The following is an 18,580-nucleotide window of genomic DNA, read 5'->3' on the forward strand; positions in this document are numbered from 1 at the left end:
GACAACCACACATGGAGAAGAAGTTCATCGGCGCAGGCCTGCTCTCCGGCCTGATCGCCGGCATCGTCGCGTTCGTGTTCGCGCGGCTGTTCATCGAGCCGCAGGTCGCCAAGGCGATCGACTACGAGGGTGGACGGTCGGAGGCCGAGGAGGCGCTCGAGGCCGCCGCTCACGGCGGCCACGTCCACGGTGAGGGCGGTGAGGTGTTCACCCGCTCGGTCCAGGAGAACATCGGTGCCGGTGTCGGCACGATCGTGTTCGCGGTCTGCATGGGCGCGGTCTTCGCGGTCGCGTTCACGGTGCTGTGGGCCTACCTCGGTCGCCGCTACCCGGCAACCGACCCACGGATGGTGTCCGCGGCTCTGGCCGTGATCGGATTCGTGGCCGTGTTCGCCGTACCGTTCTTCGCCTATCCGGCGAATCCGCCGGCCGTCGGCGACGACGACACCATCGGCGCCCGCAGTGGCGCTTTCCTCACGATCACCCTGCTGTCGTCGGCGTTCGCGATCGCGGCGGTCGTCGCGGCCCTGTGGCTGCGGCCGCGACTCGGCGGCCTCGTGTCGTCGGTCGTCGGCGCGATCGGTTATCTGGTCGCGGTGACCATCACGGTCGCACTGCTGCCCGAGTTCCACGAAGTGCCCCAGCCGGTCACCGACGATGGCGGGCAGATCGTGTTCCCCGGGTTCCCCGGTGACGTCATCGGTGACTTCCGGGTGTACGTGATCGCCAACCAGGTCATCCTGTGGACCGTGCTCGCCGTCGTCTTCGCGCTGATCCTGGGCAGGCTGTCGAAGCCCGTGACGTCGGCCGATGCCACCGCCGACCGGATCGTCGCCGAGCAGAGCTGACCGGGACTCCGTCGTACGTGCTCGTCATCACCGCCGGCCGCACCGGCCCCAATCGTTCGGTGCGGTTCGGCGGTGATCTGTCTCTGGACGACCGGGGCCGGCGCGACAGCGTGGCCCTCGGGACGGAACTGATCCTCGGCTCGTCGGAGACGGTGGTCTGCGGGCCCGAGCGGGCGAGCCGAGAGACGGGTGACCTGCTGATCCGCGGCGGGGTCGTCGTCGATGAGCGGTTGCGCACGCTCGACGTGGGTGACTGGGCCGGACGGCCGCCGGAGGAGATCTCACCGGACGAGCTCGGCGCCTGGTTCAGCGATCCCGCCGCCCGTCCCCACGGCGGTGAGACCATCGCCGAGTTCGTCGACCGCATCGGTCGATGGCGAGTCGCGATGCGGGCGCTGCCCGCCGCGTGTGTGGTCGCGATGCCGGTCGCCCAGGCCCTGCTCGCCACCGATGCGGACCACTACTTCGCGACCGAGGTGCGGCCTGCAACGGTGTACGAGGTCGCAGCCCGCGATCAATGACACGAGATCGCCAGAGTGTCCCTTTACTTCCGCAGTGACTCCTGACACAGTAATCACACAGCAACTGAAACGTGTTCTGATCTGGGGAGTGTGTGGCGATGTTCGAGTGGTCCGAAGAAGATGTCATGGTCCGAGATGCGTTGCGGGCCTTCATCGACAAGGAGATCAGGCCCAACATCGACGAACTCGAGACCGGACAACTGCCGCCCTACGACATCACCCGCAAGCTGCTGTCCACCTTCGGTGTCGACGCGATGGCCAAGGAGGCCCTGGAGAAGGAACTCGAGGCCGAGGCCAACGGTGAGAAGAAGCCGTCCGGGGGCGGCGGCGGGAACATGGCCAGCTCGACCTTCATGATCCTCAACATCGAACTGGCCGGCGTCTGCCTCGGACTCGTGGGTTCGATGGGCGTGAGCATGGGGCTCACCGCGTCCACCATCCGCAGCAAGGGCACCCTCGCGCAGAAGAAGCGCTGGCTGCCCGAACTCGTCACGATGGAGAAGGTCGGCGCCTGGGCGATCACCGAGCCCGATTCGGGTTCGGATGCGTTGGGCGGCATGAAGACGAGCGTCAAACGCGACGGTGACGACTACGTCCTGAAGGGCCAGAAGACATTCATCACCAACGGTCCGTACGCGGACACGATCGTGGTGTTCGCCAAGCTCGACGAGGGCGACGACACGCCGATCCGTGATCGCAAGGTGCTCTCGTTCGTCCTCGACAAGGGGATGCCGGGACTCACCCAGGGCAAGGCGTTCAAGAAGATGGGCATGATGAGTTCGCCCACCGGCGAACTGTTCTTCGACAACGTGCGGCTCGGCAAGGACCGCCTGCTCGGAGAGACCGAGGACACCGGATCGGACACCCGCGGTGGTGAAGGGGCCAAGGCAGGCTTCACCGCCGAGCGTGTGGGGATCGCCGCGTTGTCGTTGGGCATCATCAACGAATGTCAGCGCCTCTCCCTCGATTACGCGAAGAACCGCACGCTGTGGGGCCAGGAGATCGGGCAGTTCCAGCTCATCCAGCTGAAGCTGGCCGAGATGGAGGTCGCCCGGATCAACGTGCAGAACATGCTGTTCAACGCGATCGAGCGCACCCAGGCGGGAAAACCGCCGACGCTCGCCGAGGCGTCGGCGATGAAGCTCTACTCGTCGCGGGCGGCGACCGAGGTCGCGATGGAGGCGGTCCAGCTGTTCGGCGGCAACGGGTACATGGCGGAATACCGGGTGGAACAGCTTGCGCGCGATGCCAAATCACTGATGATCTACGCGGGCAGCAACGAGATCCAGGTCACCCACGTCGCCAAGGGCTTGCTGCGCGCGTAGGGCACCCTCGGGCCGACCTCACGACGACAGTAGTCGCCAGACCCGGTCACGCGACATCGGCAGCTCGTGGGGTCGCACGCCGACGGCCCGGCGGATCGCGTTCGCCAGCGCCGGGGCGACCGGGTTGTACGGCGACTCACTCATCGATTTCGCGCCGAACGGGCCCAGAGCATCCGATGTGTCCGCGAAGTAGACCTCGGTCGTCGGGATGTCGGCCATCTGAGGCACGCGGTAGGTGCGGAACACCGGGGTGAGCACGACTCCCTGGCCGTCGAGCATGACCTCCTCGTACAGCGACGAACCGATCGCCTGCGCCACGCCGCCTTCCACCTGTCCGAGGCATTGCTGCGGGTTCATGACGGTGCCCGCGTCGGCGGCCTGCACCGACTGCAGGATCTCCACGCTGCCGGTCTCGACGTCCACCGCGACACGAAAGGCCTGCACGTTGAACGCGATCGAGCGCAGGTCGCCGTTCTCTTCACCGGTGGCGACGATGCGGTCGCCGACACGGGAGGTGTCGTCGGCGGCCGCGATCAACTCGCCGAACGAGAGGTTGCGCACACCGGTCCGCACGCCATCCGGGCCGAGGGTGACCTCGTCAGTGCCGGCGATTCCGGCGGCGATGCCGGTCAGCGTGTCACGCAATGCGAGGCAGGCCGCATGCAGGGCCTTGCCTGCGACCGTCGTCCCGGCCGACGCGAACGCGCCGGTGTCGTAGTCGGCGGCATCGGTGTCGCTGTGGCTCAACCGGATCCGGTCCGGTGAGGTGAGCAGGTCCGCAGCGGCGATCTGCGTGTGCACCGTGGTGGTGCCGTTGCCGAACTCCGTGGTGCCGATGCCGACGTGGTAGATGCCGTCGGCGTCGACGCCGACCTGCACCCGCGAGATGTGTCCGCGCGGGGCCATGGTCGCGATGGCCGCCAACGCCATCCCCTCGCCGACACGCCACTGTGGGCCGTGCGGCGCCTGCACGCCGTTTCCGCGGACGAGCGCCGCCTGGGCCAGATCGAGGCACTGGTCGAGACCGTAACTGCCGTAGACGAGATCGGGTTCGGGTTCGGGGTGGGTGATGAGCAGGGGGTCGCCGTCGGCGACCGCATTTCGTCGGCGGAGTTCGAAGGGATCGATGTCGAGTGTCACCGCGAGTTCGTCGAGCGCCGACTCGACCGCGAAGATCACCTGTCCGAGTCCGTATCCGCGGAAGGCGCCGGACGGCGGGTTGTTGGTGTACACGACCTCGGCGTCGACGCGTTTGACCGGGCAGTTGTACACCGAGATCGATTCCGCGCACGCGTGGAACATCACGCCCACCGAGTGATTGCCGTAGGCGCCGGTGTCGGACAGGACGTCCACCTTGATCGCCGTGAGTCGCCCGTCGTGGTCGGATCCGAGATCGACCCCGACCCGGAACGGATGCCGGTAGGTGGTGCGGGTCATCTCGTCGGTGCGGCTCATCTCATATCCACAGGCGCGTCCGGTGCGCAGGACGGCCAGCGCCACCAGGTCCTCGGTCAGCAACTCCTGCTTGCCGCCGAATCCGCCACCGACACGGGCGGTGAACACGCGGATGCGGTCGGCGTCGAGGTCGAGGATGTACGCGAGTTCGTCGCGGACCAGGAACGGCACCTGTGTGCTGGTGCGGATCACCAGTCGGCCGTCGTCGTCGAGCCACCCGATGCTGCCGTGGGTCTCCAACTGCGCGTGTGCAACCCGCGCGGTGCTCCACGTGCCGCCGACCGTGACCGCGGACTCCGACAGCGCCGCATCCACATCGCCTCCGAACCCGTGATGGAAGTCGGCGATGATGTTCCGGTCGGCATGATTCACACGGTCGAGCGGCGTGCGGTCGGGATGGATCAGCGGAGCACCCGGTGTCCGCGCCTCCTCGGGATCGAAGACCGCGGGCAGTTCGTCGTAGGTCACCTCGATCAGCCGGCATGCCTGCTCGGCAGCGGCCGCCGTCTCGGCGACGACCGCGGCGACCCGTTGTCCGATGAAGCGCACCACCGGGTCGAGGATCAGTGTGTCGTCGGGGTCGTCCTCGCGGTGTTCGTGTCGGGCGGTCGAGAATCGCCGGATGGGGACGTCCTCGTGTGTCAGGATCAACACGACCCCATCCACGCGCTCCGCCGCCGATGTGTCGATCGAGGCGATACGGGCATGGGGGACAGGGGAACCCAGCACCCGCAAGAACGTCATGTCGGGGACGGTGACGTCGAAGGTGTACGGCTCGGTGCCGGTCACGACCCGACGCGCGGCCGGGGGATGCAGCGAGCGGCCCACCAGGCTGTCGGCAGAGTCGCCGGTGGCGGACGCGGAGGCCGCGGGAGAGGCGGTGCCGGCGGCGATCGACGCGCGGATCGATCGATAACCCGTGCAACGGCAGATGTTCCCCTTCATCTTCCGGGGGAGATCGCCGAGATCGTCGGCGTCGAGGGTGGAGGCCGTCACGATCATGCCGGCGGTGCAGAATCCGCACTGGAAGCCGAAGTTGTCGACGAACGCCTCCTGCATCGGATGCAGGTCGTCGGGTGTGCCCAGCCCGGACACGGTGGTGACGGCATGGCCGTCGATCCGCTGGGCCGGATAGATGCAGGAGTGGACGGGGGTGCCGTCGACGAGAACGGAGCATGCGCCACAGTCGCCGGCGTCGCAGCCCTTCTTCACCTCGAAATGTGCGGAGTCGCGCAACAACGTGCGCAGGCATTGGCCGGGACGCGGTGTGACGTCATGGCATTCGCCGTTGACCGTGAATCTCACGAGGCCACCTGCTCGGCCAGTTCGGCACGCACGTGCTCGGCCAGAACGGCCGCGGTCGCGCGTCGCCAGTCCGCCGACCCCAGCGGGTCCGTGTAGTAGCCGTCGGCGGCGAGCACCTGCCCGCGGAGGACGTCCGGGCCGGGGATGCCCTCGTGCCGGATGAGGACGGGCCGCGCGGTCGCGGCCGTGATGCCGATGACGGTCGCTCCGTCCTCGTCGACCCGGCCCGTGATGACGGTGCCGGACCGGCCGAGTTCGGCGAGTGCCAGTTTGCGGAAGGCGGTCCGGGCCCGCATGGACGTCCCCGGTACGTCGACGGCGCGGAGGATCTCGCCATCGGAGAGCGAGTTGGTGCCGTTGCCGGTCACCAGCTGCGCCACCGGGAGCCGCCGTTCGGAACCGTCGGGGAGCCAGATCAGGGCGTCGGCGTCGAGCCCTGCCGCGAGAGAGACCATCGATGCCGCGGCGAACGATCGGCAGATGTTGCCGCCCACCGTCGCCACGTTCCAGATCTTGAACGACGCCAGCAACGCGTTGGCGCACTGGGCGAACAGCGGTCCGGCCCGGTGGTCGGGACGTGCGGGCAACCGGACGATGTCGGCGATCGGGCACGTCGCGGCAATTCGGAGGCCGCCATCCGGAAGGTCTTCGAGCGCAGGCCATCCCATCGTGGTGAGGTCGACGATGCCGGATGTGTCGATCTGCGGCTCGGAGAAGAACCAGGTGCCACCGCCGACGACCCGTTCGCCGGGTGCGAGCCGCAGATCGTCGCGGGTCCGGGCGTACCGGTAGCGCTCGACGGTGTTCAGATCCATCAGCCGGCCTTCGCGATCAGCCGTCGATGCTCGCGGGCGACATCGGCGGCCACCTGCCCGGTGTCCACGGTGAGCAGCTCGCCGTCGGAGATGATCGGGCGGCCGTTGACCCAGCTCGCGGCGATCGGCGGGACGGCGCCGAGCACGAGGGCGGCGACCGGGTCCGTGATTCCGCTGTGCGCCACCGAGTTCAGATCCCACAGGACGAGATCGGCGAGCTTGCCGACCTCGATGGACCCGGTGTCGGTTGCGCGTCCGAGAACGCGCGCGCCACCGATGGTCGCCAGTTCGATGGCCGTTCGGGTCGTCAGGGCGGTGGGCCCACCGCGGGCCCGGGCCATGAGGACGGCCTGATGTGCCTCCTCGAGGAGCCGACAGGATTCGTTCGACGCGGCCCCGTCGACGCCGAGACCCACCGGGACGCCGGCATCCACCAGATCACGAGTCCGGCAGATCCGGTTGCCCAGGCGTGCATTCGACGTCGGGCAGTGGGCGACACCGGTCGAGGTGGCTGCCAGCCGGGCGATCTCGTCGTCGTCGAACTCGATGCCGTGCGCGAACCAGACATCGTCGCCGACCCAGCCGACCGACTCCATGTATTGCAGTGGTGTACAGCCGAAATGCTCGTCGCAGTAGGTGTTCTCGTCCAGGGACTCCGCCAGGTGGGTGTGCATCCGTACACCGAGATCGCGTGCCAGGATCGCCGATTCATGCAACAGGTCGGTGGTGACCGAGAACGGCGAGCAGGGCGCCAGTGCGATCCGCAGCATGGACTCCGCCGACGGGTCGTGCCATCGTGCGACGGCTTCCGAACTCGCCGTCAGGATGTCGTCGATCCGCTGGACCACGGAGTCCGGCGGCAACCCGCCGTCCTTCTCCGACAGATCCATCGATCCCCGCGTGGGGTGGAACCGCAGCCCGATGGCCGTCGCCGCGTCGATCTCGGCACCGAGGAGATCGCCGCCCTCGGCGGGGAACACATAGTGATGATCGGTGGTCGTGGTGCAGCCGGAGAGAGCCAGCTGGGCGAGGCCGCCCGACGCGGCCGTCCGGACGGCGTCCTCGTCGATACCCGCCCAGATCGGGTACAGCGTGGTCAGCCACTGGAACAACGTGTGGTCGGCGGCGAGTCCGCGGGTGATCCACTGGTAGAGGTGGTGGTGGGTGTTGATCAGGCCGGGAGTCAGGACCCGGCCGGACCCGTCGATCCGGGTGACATCCGCCGGGAGGTCGGACGGGATGTCGCCGACGGCGGCGACCCGTGAACCGTCGATGAGGACCGAGGCCGACTCGAGTTCACGGCGCCGGCCGTCGACGGTGACGACGTAGGCGTTCTCGATGAGGGTCGGGGGACGATTCACGGACACTCGCGACACGCTACGACGATCTCGTTACGGCTGGGTTTCGAGCCGAATCCGACGCGACATCAGACATTCTCCACGTACAGCGGCGGCCTCGGAGGGATGGCCAGCGCGAGGGCGATGGCGAGGACGCACGCGCCGAGAGAGATCCCCGACGCCCACAGGTAGCCGGTCTCCGCGGGCACCGACACGACGGTGCCGTCGGGTTCGGAAGCGGTCACCATGGACCAGGTGAGGATCATGCCCACGACGGCCGCCGAGGTCGATGTGCCGACCACCCGCATCAGCGCATTCACGCCATTGGCCTCGCCGGTCTGTTCCACCCGGACCGAGCGCATGATGAGGGCCGGCATGGCCGAGTAGGCGATGCCGAGCCCCGCGCCGATGAGGCTGGCCACCACGAGCATCAGCCACCACGCCAGATCCCAGTCGACGAGCAGGGCGACGATGAACACGATGTAGCCGACCCCGATCACGACGCCGCCGGTCGCGAGGGAGATACGTGGGCCGAATGCCGCCGTCAGCCGGGCGCTCACGTGCGAGAACACGAACATCAGTACACCGCTCGGGGCCAGCACCAGGCTCGCGGTCAGCATGTCGAGGCCCAGCCCGTTCGGGCTGGCGGTGGGCGCCATCAACAACTGGATCGGGATGAGCTGCATCGAGTAGAAGGCGAATCCGGTCGCGACCGAGGCGATGTTGGTGAGCAGCACCGGGCGCTCGGCCGCGACACCGAGATCGATGAGGGGATTGGCAACACGGCGTTCGACGAGCGCCCAGAGCACGGCGATCACGACGAAGCCGCCGAAGAGGCCGAGGGTGAGCGGATCGGCCCACCCCCACACCGATCCCTTCGAGAGCGGGAGCAGCAGGCAGACCAGCATCGCGATCAATCCGAGGGCGCCGACGATGTCGAAGCGACCGCCGCTGCGGGACGCGCTCTGAGGCACGGTCAGTGCAATCCCGATCGCGCCGGCGATCGCGGCTGCGGCGCACGCCCAGAACAGGGCGTGCCAACTGACGTGCTGGGCGATCGCGGCGGCGAACGGCAGGCCGAGCGCGCCGCCCACGCCCAGCGATGCACTCATGGTGCCGACCGACGATCCGAGATGACGCGGCGGCACGATGTCGCGCATCACGCTGATCCCGAGCGCGATCGTGCCGAAGCCCAGACCCTGCATCCCACGCCCGACCAGGAAGACCGGCAGAGTGGTGGCCAGCGCGCCGATCACCGATCCGAGGGCGACGCAGATCATGCTGGCGACGAGCATCAGGCGCTTGCCGTACATGTCGCCGAGCCGTCCGCCGATGGGTGTCACGACGGCACCGACCAGCAGGGTGATGGTCAACGCCCATGAGGTGTTCTGGGGTGCGGCATCGAGGAGCGTCGGCAATTGGGGGATCAGCGGGACGATGATCGTCTGCATCAGGGCGACGACGATCCCGGCCGCACACAGCACTGCCACCGCCAGTCGGGGATGTCGGTCGGGTGCGACGGTCGCCGACACGATCTCTCCGTCGATCGGTCTGCTCAACGCACTCACGACTCATGCACCTCCACCTGGCACGTTATCCACAAGGTGGCGAAGAGGAGAAATCGGATATGTCACCCGGTGTCAGGAATGGCCGTCACGCTCGCGGCCGGTACGGCACCGAATCGCTCACGCGGGGATCGACATGGATCGGCCGGCCGAGCTGAGGGAAGGCCCGCTGCGGACACGCGGGACGGTCACACACCTTGCATCCGGCGCCGATCGGCACCACGGTGCGCGCGTCGGACAGGTCGACGCCCGTCGAGTAGACAAGACGATCGGCATGGGCGACGTCGCATCCGAGCCCGATCGCGAAACTTTTGTGCGGTGCGAGGTACCCGTCGTGTTCCGAGGTGGTTCGCGCCAGCCAGAAGTACGAGCGTTCGTCGGGCATGGACGACACCTGGGTGACGATCCGCCCGGGTGTGGCGAAGGCATCGTGCACCACCCACAACGGGCAGCTGCCACCCACCCGGGAGAAGTGGAAGGCCGTGGCGGACTGACGTTTCGAGATGTTTCCGGCGCGGTCGACGCGAACGAAGATGAATGGGATTCCCCGGCTTCCCGTGCGTTGGAGTGTGGAGAGCCGATGGCACACGGTCTCGAAGCCGACCTCGAAACCCAGACTCAGCAGCTCGATGTCGTACAGCGCCGATTCGGCGGCCCGTCGGAAGATCTCGTAGGGCAGCAGGAGAGCGCCCGCGAAGTAATTGGCGAGGCCGATGCGGGCGACGGGGACCGACTCCGGGCTGAGGTTGTCGGCGTGCGCGACGACCTCGTCGATGACGGCGGACTGGGTGAGCATCGCCAACTGCGTCGCCAGCTGGAACGCTCGTTGTCCGGAGGTGAGACGCCCGGCCAGGTGCACGACCCGATCGACCGGATCGTAGCGACGCTTGGGTGTTCGCGCCCGCGACAGCGGGTCGCCGTCGTGTGCGATCGCCACCCGGATGTCGTGGTCGCGCGCCAGCAGCTCAGCGAGCTGGAGGTCGAGACCTCCGACGGAGAGTCCGTTGTCGGAGAAGATCTGTTCGGCCGCCTCGTCCAGCACATCGACATGATTGCGTCTGTCGTAGAAGAAGTCTCGGACCTCCTCGAACGGCATCGGAGTTGCCGGCGACCCGGTCGGCTCGCCGGACGCGTGCGCCCGAAAGCTCTCGAGTTCGCTGTTGGTGCCGGCCAGCCGCCGGTGCATGCTCACCAGCGCGGTCGCCACCGTGGGCATCCGTGCCGCGAGTTCGGCGATTTCGGCACGACTGACGTCGGGGGTGTCCGGCTGCGCAGCCAAGGCATCGACCAGGTCGGCGACCAATCGCGCGTCACCGTCGGATGCGAAGTAATCGGCGTCGAGATCGAACTCTCGAGTGAGCGTCAGAAGCACCGGGACGGTGATCGGCCGCTGATCGTTCTCGAGCTGATTCACGTAACTCGTCGACAGGTCGATCCGACGGGCCAGTGCAGCCTGAGAGAGCCCGCGCTCGTCGCGTAGGCGGCGCAAACGTGCGCCGACGTACATCCTGGCCATGATTGGAAGCATAGCGCGGCGAACGTTCACAACGTTCGCATATTGTCGCGAATGGGTCCGCAAAAGTACGCACTTGCCAGGTCTTTTCCTTGTTATCGCGGCGTGCGTACGCTGCGAATATGATCAATCATCTCGTTCGCACCCATCGCAGTTCCGAGGATTTCCCACAGCCGGAGCACCTTGCTCAGAAGATCGCCGAGGTCGCCGCCGACCCGGTCGAGGTGGGCGCTGACACGCGCGAGATGGTCATCAACCGCATCATCGACAACGCCGCCGTGAGTGCGGCATCGGTCATCCGCCGGCCGGTGACGTCGGCGCGGCGACAGGCGCAGGCCCACCCCGCGACGCCGGGTGCGTCCGTGTTCGGTGTCGAGGGCACCTACTCCCCGGAGTGGGCCGCCTGGGCCAACGGTGTCGCGGTCCGCGAACTGGACTTCCACGACACCTTTCTCGCGGCCGAGTACTCCCATCCTGGTGACAACATCCCCGCGCTCGTCGCCGTCGGACAGCATGTGGGTGCCAGTGGTCACGACCTCATCCGTGGTCTCGCCACCGCCTACGAGATCCAGGTCGACCTGGTGCGCGGAATGTGCCTCCACGAGCACAAGATCGACCATGTCGCGCATCTCGGACCGTCGGTCGCCGCCGGTCTCGGCACGATGCTCGGCCTGGACACCGAGACGATCTACCAGGCAGTCGGACAGGCGCTGCACCTGACGACGGCGACGCGACAGTCGCGCAAGGGCCTGATCTCCAGTTGGAAGGCCTACGCACCCGCCCATGCCGGCAAGATCGCCGTCGAGGCGGTCGACCGGGCTATGCGCGGAGAAGGGGCCCCGGCACCCATCTGGGAAGGCGAGGACGGAGTGATCGCCTGGCTGCTGTCCGGACCGGATGCCGAGTACACCATTCCGTTGCCGGGTCCGGGTGAGGAGAAGCGGGGCATCCTCGACACCTACACCAAGGAACACTCCGCCGAGTACCAGAGTCAGGCGCCCATCGATCTGGCGCGGCGGATGCGCGAGAAGATCTCCGACTTCGACGACATCGAGTCGATCGTGTTGCACACCAGTCATCACACCCACTACGTGATCGGTACGGGATCCGGGGATCCGCAGAAGTTCGATCCCTCCGCCAGCCGGGAGACCCTCGACCACTCGGTGATGTACATCTTCGCCGTCGCGCTCGAGGACGGAACCTGGGATCACGAGAAGTCGTATGCACCGGAGCGTGCCAATCGGCCCGAGACCATTGCGCTGTGGAAGAAGATCTCCACCGTCGAGGACCCGGAATGGACTCGGCGCTATCACTCCACCGACCCGAACGAGAAGGCCTTCGGCGCCAAGGCCGTCATCACGTTGCGCAACGGGGAGGTCATCACCGACGAGCTGGCCGTCGCCGACGCCCATCCGCTGGGTGCGCGGCCGTTCGGTCGCGAGCAGTACATCGCGAAGTTCCGATCGATGGCCGACGGCGTCGTCGAGCCGAACGAGCAGGACCGGTTCCTCGCCGATGTGGAGAAGCTCGAGACCGTCACTGCCGGTGGTCTCTCGGTTCTCAACACTCTCGTGCTGCCCGCCGTCCTCGACAAGGCCCCGCAGACCGGTCGAGGGATCTTCTGATGACGGCCTCCACCGAATCCGTCTCCGGATTGTTCTCGTCTGCCGTGTCCGCGTCTGCCAAACGGCAGGCACTGAGAGCCGGTCTCGCCTCCGGGACCCTCCAGCGTTGGCCGGGAGCATTCTCACCACTCGTAGCGAAACTGGGTGCAGAGGTCGGTTTCGAGGGTGTCTACGTCTCTGGTGCGGTGCTCTCGGCCGACTTAGGGTTGCCCGACATCGGGCTGACCACGCTCACCGAGGTCGCATCGCGGGGCGGTTCCATCGCCCGGGCAACGGATCTCCCGACCCTCATCGATGCCGATACGGGCTTCGGTGAGCCGATGAGCGCGGCTCGGACGGTGGCCACTCTGGAGGACGCCGGTCTGGCCGGCTGCCATCTCGAGGACCAGGTCAACCCGAAGCGGTGCGGTCACCTGGACGGCAAGGAGGTCGTTCCGGTCGGTGACATGGTGAAGCGACTGGGTGCTGCGATCTCGGCTCGGCGCGACGACGACTTCGTCATCTGTGCCCGGACCGATGCTCGTGCGATCGAGGGTCTCGACGCCGCCATCGATCGTGCCAAGGCCTATGCCGACGCGGGTGCCGACCTCATCTTCACCGAGGCACTACGCGATCTCGGCGAGTTCGAGCAGTTCCGCCGGGCCGTCGACGTACCGCTGCTGGCGAACATGACCGAGTTCGGCAAGTCCGAACTCTTCACCGCACAGCAGCTCGGCGACGCCGGATACAACGCGGTGATCTATCCGGTCACCACCCTGCGCATCGCCATGGGTGCCGTCGAGCGAGGCTTGCGCGAAATGCTCTCGGAGGGAACGCAATCGGGACTTGTCGACGAGATGCAACATCGGAGTCGGCTCTACGAACTGCTCCGCTACGCCGACTACAACGATTTCGACTCCGACCTGTTCAACTTCACGATCGAGGGAGCCAGGAAATGACCGTTCACAAGGGACTCGCGGGTGTCGTCGTCGATACGACCACCATCTCCAAAGTCGTACCCGAGACCAACTCGCTGACCTATCGGGGGTACGCGGTCCAGGATCTGGCCGCGCTCTGCTCGTTCGAGCACGTGGCGTATCTGCTGTGGCACGGTGAGCTGCCGACCGACGACGAGCTTGCGCTGTTCGGGCAGCGCGAGCGCGACAACCGCCGGATCGATCGGTCGACTCAGTCCGTCCTGCAACGTATCCCGGAGACGTGTCATCCGATGGACGTCGTCCGCACCGCGATCAGCTATCTCGGTACCGAGGACCCCGACGAGGACCTGGCCACCCCGACGGCCAACTACGAGAAGTCGCTGCGGATGTTCGCCGTCCTGCCGACCATCGTTGCCGCCGACATGCGCCGGCGCCGCGGCCAGGATCCCATCGCACCCGATCCTGGACTGGGTTACGCGGAGAACTTCCTGCATATGTGTTTCGGCGAGGTGCCCGACCCGGTCATCGTCCGGGCATTCGAGAAGTCGATGGTGCTCTATGCCGAGCACAGTTTCAATGCATCGACGTTCGCCGCACGCGTCGTGACGTCGACCCGCTCGGACATCTACAGCGCGGTGACCGCGGCGATCGGCGCTCTGAAGGGATCGTTGCACGGCGGGGCCAACGAGGCGGTCATGTACGACATGATCGAGATCGATCGGCCCGAACGAGCACGCGACTGGCTCACCGCCAAACTCGACGCGAAGGAGAAGGTCATGGGTTTCGGGCACCGGGTCTACAAGGACGGCGACTCGCGCGTGCCCACCATGCGGGAGGCGTTGGTCGAGGTCTCCGAGCTGACCGGCGAAAGTCGTTGGTGTGAAATCTATTCCGCGCTCGAGGCCGCCATGGCGGAACGGACCGGGATCAAGCCGAATCTCGATTTCCCCACTGGCCCCGCCTATCACATGATGGGATTCGACATCGCGTCGTTCACGCCGCTCTTCGTGATGAGCCGGATCACCGGGTGGACCGCCCACATCATGGAGCAGGCCGAGGCCAACGCGCTGATCCGGCCACTCAGTGAGTACTCGGGCAGACCCGAGCGCTCGGTCGGCGATGTTGCCGGAAACGCACAGGTCAACGGCACACTTGTGAGACCTACGACGGCGGGGTGAAAAGCGGACGGATCCCTCGACCGCTGTGTCGCCGCGATGCGGGGACCAGTAATCTGAGTCCACCCCAGCGAGTAATCCATGCGGCAATGTGTGCGCTCGCCACCACAGACGGTGGGCGTGCTCCGACGCACTGACGAGAGAGAATCACGTGTTCGAGAAAGTCCTGGTGGCCAATCGTGGCGAGATCGCGATCCGAGCTTTCCGCGCCGCCTATGAGCTCGGCGCTCGTACTGTTGCGATCTTTCCGTATGAGGATCGGAATTCTGTTCATCGGTTGAAGGCTGATGAGTCGTATCAGATCGGTAATCCCGGTCATCCGGTGCGTGCGTACCTGTCGGTCGACGAGGTGATCGCGGCGGCGGAGCGGTGTGGTGCGGATGCGATCTATCCGGGTTACGGGTTCTTGTCGGAGAATCAGGGGTTGGCGCAGGCGTGTGCGGATGCCGGGATCACGTTCGTGGGTCCGTCGGCGGATGTGTTGGAGCTGACGGGCAACAAGGCGACGGCGGTGGCCGCGGCGAAGGCGGCGGGGTTGCCGGTGCTGGCGTCGTCGGAGCCGTCGTCGGACGTGGATGCTCTGGTGGAGTTCGCGGAGTCGATGCAGTTCCCGGTGTTCGTGAAGGCGGTCGCCGGTGGCGGTGGTCGCGGTATGCGTCGGGTGGAGAAGATCGCGGACCTGGCCGATGCGATCGCGGCGGCCTCGCGTGAGGCCGAGGCGGCGTTCGGTGATCCGACGGTGTTCCTGGAGCAGGCGGTGGTCAATCCGCGCCACATCGAGGTGCAGATCCTGGCCGATACGCACGGCAATGTGATCCATCTGTTCGAGCGGGACTGTTCGGTGCAGCGGCGTCATCAGAAGGTGATCGAGTTGGCGCCGGCGCCGAATCTGTCGCAGGAGTTGCGTGAACAGATCTGCGCGGATGCGGTCGCGTTCGCCCGCCACATCGGGTACACGTGCGCCGGGACGGTGGAGTTCCTGCTCGATGAGCAGGGCAGGCACGTGTTCATCGAGATGAATCCGCGGATTCAGGTCGAGCACACGGTGACCGAGGAGATCACCGATGTGGATCTGGTGGGGTCGCAGTTGCGGATCGCGTCGGGTGAGTCGCTGGCGGATCTTGGTCTGTCTCAGGAGACGTTGGTGATTCGTGGTGCGGCGATGCAGTGCCGGATCACGACCGAGGATCCGGCGAATGATTTCCGTCCGGATGTCGGTCGGATCACCGCTTATCGCAGTCCGGGTGGTGCCGGGGTGCGTCTGGATGGTGGTGCGGTGCTCGGGGCCGAGGTCACCGGGCACTTCGATTCGATGTTGGTGAAGTTGACCTGTCGCGGAAGGGATTTCGCGACGGCGGCGCGGCGTGCGCGGCGGGCGGTGGCCGAGTTCCGTATTCGCGGTGTGGCCACGAACATTCCGTTCCTGCAGGCGGTGCTCGATGACACCGATTTCCGTGAGGGGCGGGTGACGACGTCGTTCATCGAGGATCGGCCGTGGTTGCTGACCTCGCGATCCTCGGCTGATCGTGGCACGAAGATCTTGTCGTATCTGGCGGATGTGACGGTGAACAAGCCGCACGGGGAGCGGCCGACGAAGGTGTATCCGCGTGACAAGCTGCCCACGCTGGATCGGGCGCGTCTGTCCTCGCCGCCGGATGGGTCGCGTCAGCGGTTGTTGGCGTTGGGCCCGGAGGGTTTCGCCGCGGATCTGCGTGATTCGAAGCGGTTGGGGGTCACCGACACCACGTTCCGTGATGCGCATCAGTCGTTGTTGGCTACTCGGGTGCGCACCAGCGGGTTGATGATGGTCGCGCCGTACGTGGCGGCGATGACCCCGCAGCTGTTGTCGCTGGAGTGTTGGGGCGGGGCGACCTATGACGTGGCGTTGCGGTTCCTGAAAGAGGATCCGTGGGACCGGCTGGCGCAGTTGCGTGAGGCGGTGCCCAACATCTGTCTGCAGATGCTGCTGCGTGGTGCCAACACCGTCGGCTACACCCCGTACCCGACGAAGGTGACCACGGCGTTCGTCGCCGAGGCCACCGAGACCGGTATCGACATCTTCCGGATCTTCGACGCGCTGAACAACATCGAGGCGATGCGTCCGGCGATCGACGCAGTGCGCGAGACCGGCACCGCGGTGGCCGAGGTGGCGATGTCCTACACCGGCGATCTGTCGAATCCGGCCGAGGATCTCTACACCCTGGACTACTACCTGCGCCTGGCCGAGCAGATCGTCGACGCCGGTGCACACGTGCTGGCGATCAAGGACATGGCCGGTTTGTTGCGGGCGCCGGCGGCGACGACGCTGGTGTCGGCGTTGCGTCGCGAGTTCGATCTGCCGGTGCACGTACACACCCACGACACCCCGGGTGGACAGTTGGCGACCTATCTGGCGGCGTGGCAGGCCGGGGCGTCGGCGGTCGACGGTGCCAGCGCCGCGTTGGCCGGCACCACCAGTCAGCCGGCGTTGTCGGCGATCGTGGCCGCGGCCGCTCATTCCGACCGCGACACCGGTCTGGACCTGGCCGCGGTGTGTGATCTGGAGCCCTACTGGGAGGCGTTGCGCAAGGTCTACGCCCCGTTCGAGTCCGGGCTGCCCGCACCGACCGGGCGGGTCTACACCCATGAGATCCCCGGTGGGCAGCTGTCGAACCTGCGTCAGCAGGCCATCGCGCTCGGTCTGGGCAATCGGTTCGAGGCGGTCGAGGAGGCCTACGCTTCGGCCGACCGCATGCTGGGTCGGCTGATCAAGGTGACCCCGTCGTCGAAGGTCGTCGGCGACCTCGCGTTGGCGTTGGTCGGACGCGGGATCACCGCCGACGAGTTCGCCGCCAATCCGCAGGGCTACGACATCCCGGACTCGGTGATCGGGTTCCTGCGTGGCGAACTCGGCGACCCGGCCGGCGGCTGGCCCGAACCGTTGCGCTCGGTGGCCCTCGAGGGCCGGGCGCAGGCCCCGGCGACCGAAGAACTCTCTGCCGAGGATTCCGCGGCGCTCGACACCGGCGGCCAGAAACGTCAGCACACGCTCAACCGGCTGTTGTTCCCCGGACCCACCAAGGAGTTCGACGACCACCAGGAGACCTACGGCGACACCTCGCGGCTGTCGGCCAACCAGTTCTTCTACGGTCTGCGCTACGGCGAGGAACACCGCGTCGAACTCGAACCCGGCGTCGAACTGCTGATCGGGCTCGAAGCGATCAGCGAACCCGATGAGAAGGGCATGCGCACGGTGATGTGCATCCTCAACGGACAGCTGCGTCCGGTGCAGGTGCGTGACCGTTCGGTCGATGCCGAGGTGGCCGCCGCCGAGAAGGCCGATCGCGCCAACCCGCATCACATCGGTGCGCCGTTCGCCGGGGTGGTGTCGCTGTCGGTAGACGTCGGCGACGAGGTCGCCGCCGGAGCCGCCATCGGCACCATCGAGGCGATGAAGATGGAAGCCACCATCACCGCACCTGTGGGCGGCAAGGTCGCCCGTGTCGCCATCGGCTCGGTCACCCAGGTCGCCCCCGGCGACCTGCTCATCGAAATCGGCTGACGGACTCGATGACGAGGTCTGCGGTGGGGCGTGTCGTGGCGATCAGTGCGGCATTGGGTTCGTCGATGGTGTCGACCCACGCTCGTGCGGCCGACGGCGATCTCCCAGCCGCGATGTGCCGCCGCACGAGGCGGTCGCGACGGACCGCAGCCGGTGCGTCGACGTAGTAGAGCCTGGTCACCAGTCCGCGAACCGGCGCCCACGAGCCGTCCAGCGCCAGGTAGTTGCCCTCGGTGACGATCAGCGAGGCCGATGCCGGCAGGATGAGTGAGGCACTGATCGGCTCTCCGGTGGTGTGGTCGAAATCGGGTGCATAGACATCGGCATCCGAGTGGATTGCTCGGCTGAGCAAGGCCACATACCCGCCCACGTCGAAGGTGTCCGGTGCGCCCTTTCGATCGAGCCGACCCAGGTGTCTCAGAACGGTGTTCGACAGATGGAAACCGTCCATCGGGAGACTGCCGACGAAGCCTGACCCTCGGGTTGCGCGGTAGTGGTCGACAATAACGCGTGCCAGCGTCGACTTGCCCGCGCCCGGTGGCCCGACCACACCGACGACGATGCGCTCGCCGCTGGCGGCGGCGAGCGCATCGTCGATGTCTGTCAGGACGGTTGTCAGGACTCCCACGCCGTCACGA

Annotated in this window: 13 protein-coding genes; 7 read left to right on the forward strand and 6 right to left on the reverse strand. The window is 66.8% G+C overall.

Annotation, left to right across the window (positions count from 1 at the left end; all coding sequences use genetic code 11):
* The first annotated feature begins 11 nt into the window (after positions 1-11).
* From EEB19_RS07930 to EEB19_RS07940, 3 genes are all read left to right on the forward strand, one after another.
* Entirely contained in the window at positions 12-848 is an 837-nt protein-coding gene (locus EEB19_RS07930) for a CbtA family protein (protein ID WP_187584870.1), read from the forward strand.
* A gap of 17 nt (positions 849-865) precedes the next feature.
* Positions 866-1,369, forward strand: coding sequence for a histidine phosphatase family protein (locus EEB19_RS07935; RefSeq protein WP_187584872.1), 504 nt, complete (start codon positions 866-868; stop codon positions 1,367-1,369).
* Positions 1,370-1,467: 98 nt separating this feature from the next.
* Positions 1,468-2,694 carry an acyl-CoA dehydrogenase family protein gene (locus tag EEB19_RS07940; protein ID WP_187584874.1) on the forward strand — a complete coding sequence of 409 codons (1,227 nt, stop codon included), beginning with the start codon at positions 1,468-1,470 and terminating at the stop codon, positions 2,692-2,694.
* A gap of 18 nt (positions 2,695-2,712) precedes the next feature.
* On the opposite strand, the gene EEB19_RS07945 is transcribed toward EEB19_RS07940, so the two are convergent.
* The 5 genes from EEB19_RS07945 to EEB19_RS07965 all read right to left on the reverse strand — a co-directional run bounded on the left by EEB19_RS07945 (position 2,713) and on the right by EEB19_RS07965 (position 10,687).
* The gene (locus EEB19_RS07945; protein WP_187584876.1) at positions 2,713-5,454 is read right to left on the reverse strand and encodes a molybdopterin cofactor-binding domain-containing protein; all 2,742 of its coding nucleotides are present in this window, start codon (positions 5,452-5,454) and stop codon (positions 2,713-2,715) included.
* The gene (locus tag EEB19_RS07950) at positions 5,451-6,269 is read right to left on the reverse strand and encodes an FAD binding domain-containing protein (RefSeq protein WP_187584878.1); all 819 of its coding nucleotides are present in this window, start codon (positions 6,267-6,269) and stop codon (positions 5,451-5,453) included. The genes EEB19_RS07945 and EEB19_RS07950 overlap by 4 nt, the downstream gene beginning before the upstream one ends.
* On the reverse strand, positions 6,269-7,630 hold the full coding sequence (locus tag EEB19_RS07955) for an 8-oxoguanine deaminase (RefSeq protein WP_187584963.1): 1,362 nt from the start codon (positions 7,628-7,630) through the stop codon (positions 6,269-6,271). The genes EEB19_RS07950 and EEB19_RS07955 overlap by 1 nt, the downstream gene beginning before the upstream one ends.
* Before the next feature lie 65 nt (positions 7,631-7,695).
* Positions 7,696-9,165 (reverse strand): MFS transporter, encoded by a 1,470-nt coding sequence (locus EEB19_RS07960; protein WP_262365515.1) that lies wholly within the window; start codon positions 9,163-9,165, stop codon positions 7,696-7,698.
* 94 nt (positions 9,166-9,259) lie between these two features.
* Positions 9,260-10,687, reverse strand: coding sequence for a short-chain fatty acyl-CoA regulator family protein (locus EEB19_RS07965; RefSeq protein ID WP_262365512.1), 1,428 nt, complete (start codon positions 10,685-10,687; stop codon positions 9,260-9,262).
* A gap of 119 nt (positions 10,688-10,806) precedes the next feature.
* Between EEB19_RS07965 and prpD the strand changes: the two genes are divergently transcribed.
* From prpD to EEB19_RS07985, 4 genes are all read left to right on the forward strand, one after another.
* Positions 10,807-12,309, forward strand: a complete 1,503-nt coding sequence (gene prpD, locus EEB19_RS07970) for a 2-methylcitrate dehydratase PrpD (protein WP_187584880.1) — start codon at positions 10,807-10,809, stop codon at positions 12,307-12,309.
* Positions 12,309-13,247 carry a methylisocitrate lyase gene (gene prpB / locus EEB19_RS07975; protein ID WP_187584882.1) on the forward strand — a complete coding sequence of 313 codons (939 nt, stop codon included), beginning with the start codon at positions 12,309-12,311 and terminating at the stop codon, positions 13,245-13,247. Before prpD ends, prpB begins: the two co-directional genes overlap by 1 nt.
* On the forward strand, positions 13,244-14,404 hold the full coding sequence (locus EEB19_RS07980; protein WP_187584884.1) for a bifunctional 2-methylcitrate synthase/citrate synthase: 1,161 nt from the start codon (positions 13,244-13,246) through the stop codon (positions 14,402-14,404). The genes prpB and EEB19_RS07980 overlap by 4 nt, the downstream gene beginning before the upstream one ends.
* A gap of 148 nt (positions 14,405-14,552) precedes the next feature.
* Entirely contained in the window at positions 14,553-17,942 is a 3,390-nt protein-coding gene (locus EEB19_RS07985) for a pyruvate carboxylase (RefSeq protein ID WP_187584886.1), read from the forward strand.
* Here EEB19_RS07985 and EEB19_RS07990 read toward each other — a convergent pair.
* The gene (locus tag EEB19_RS07990; RefSeq protein WP_187584969.1) at positions 17,926-18,561 is read right to left on the reverse strand and encodes a nucleoside/nucleotide kinase family protein; all 636 of its coding nucleotides are present in this window, start codon (positions 18,559-18,561) and stop codon (positions 17,926-17,928) included. The genes EEB19_RS07985 and EEB19_RS07990 overlap by 17 nt on opposite strands.
* Positions 18,562-18,580 lie beyond the last annotated feature (19 nt).

The sequence above is a fragment of the Gordonia sp. OPL2 genome, from assembly GCF_003797825.1.
Classification (GTDB): Bacteria; Actinomycetota; Actinomycetes; order Mycobacteriales; family Mycobacteriaceae; genus Gordonia.

Excerpts from the sequence above, each read along its gene's own strand:
- EEB19_RS07980 (WP_187584884.1), top strand. The coding sequence starts at position 13,244 with ATGACCGTTCACAAGGGACTCGCGGGTGTCGTCGTCGATACGACCACC.
- prpB (WP_187584882.1), top strand. The coding sequence starts at position 12,309 with ATGACGGCCTCCACCGAATCCGTCTCCGGATTGTTCTCGTCTGCCGTG.
- EEB19_RS07965 (WP_262365512.1), bottom strand. The coding sequence starts at position 10,687 with ATGGCCAGGATGTACGTCGGCGCACGTTTGCGCCGCCTACGCGACGAG.
- prpD (WP_187584880.1), top strand. The coding sequence starts at position 10,807 with ATGATCAATCATCTCGTTCGCACCCATCGCAGTTCCGAGGATTTCCCA.
- EEB19_RS07930 (WP_187584870.1), top strand. The coding sequence starts at position 12 with ATGGAGAAGAAGTTCATCGGCGCAGGCCTGCTCTCCGGCCTGATCGCC.
- EEB19_RS07940 (WP_187584874.1), top strand. The coding sequence starts at position 1,468 with ATGTTCGAGTGGTCCGAAGAAGATGTCATGGTCCGAGATGCGTTGCGG.
- EEB19_RS07950 (WP_187584878.1), bottom strand. The coding sequence starts at position 6,269 with ATGGATCTGAACACCGTCGAGCGCTACCGGTACGCCCGGACCCGCGAC.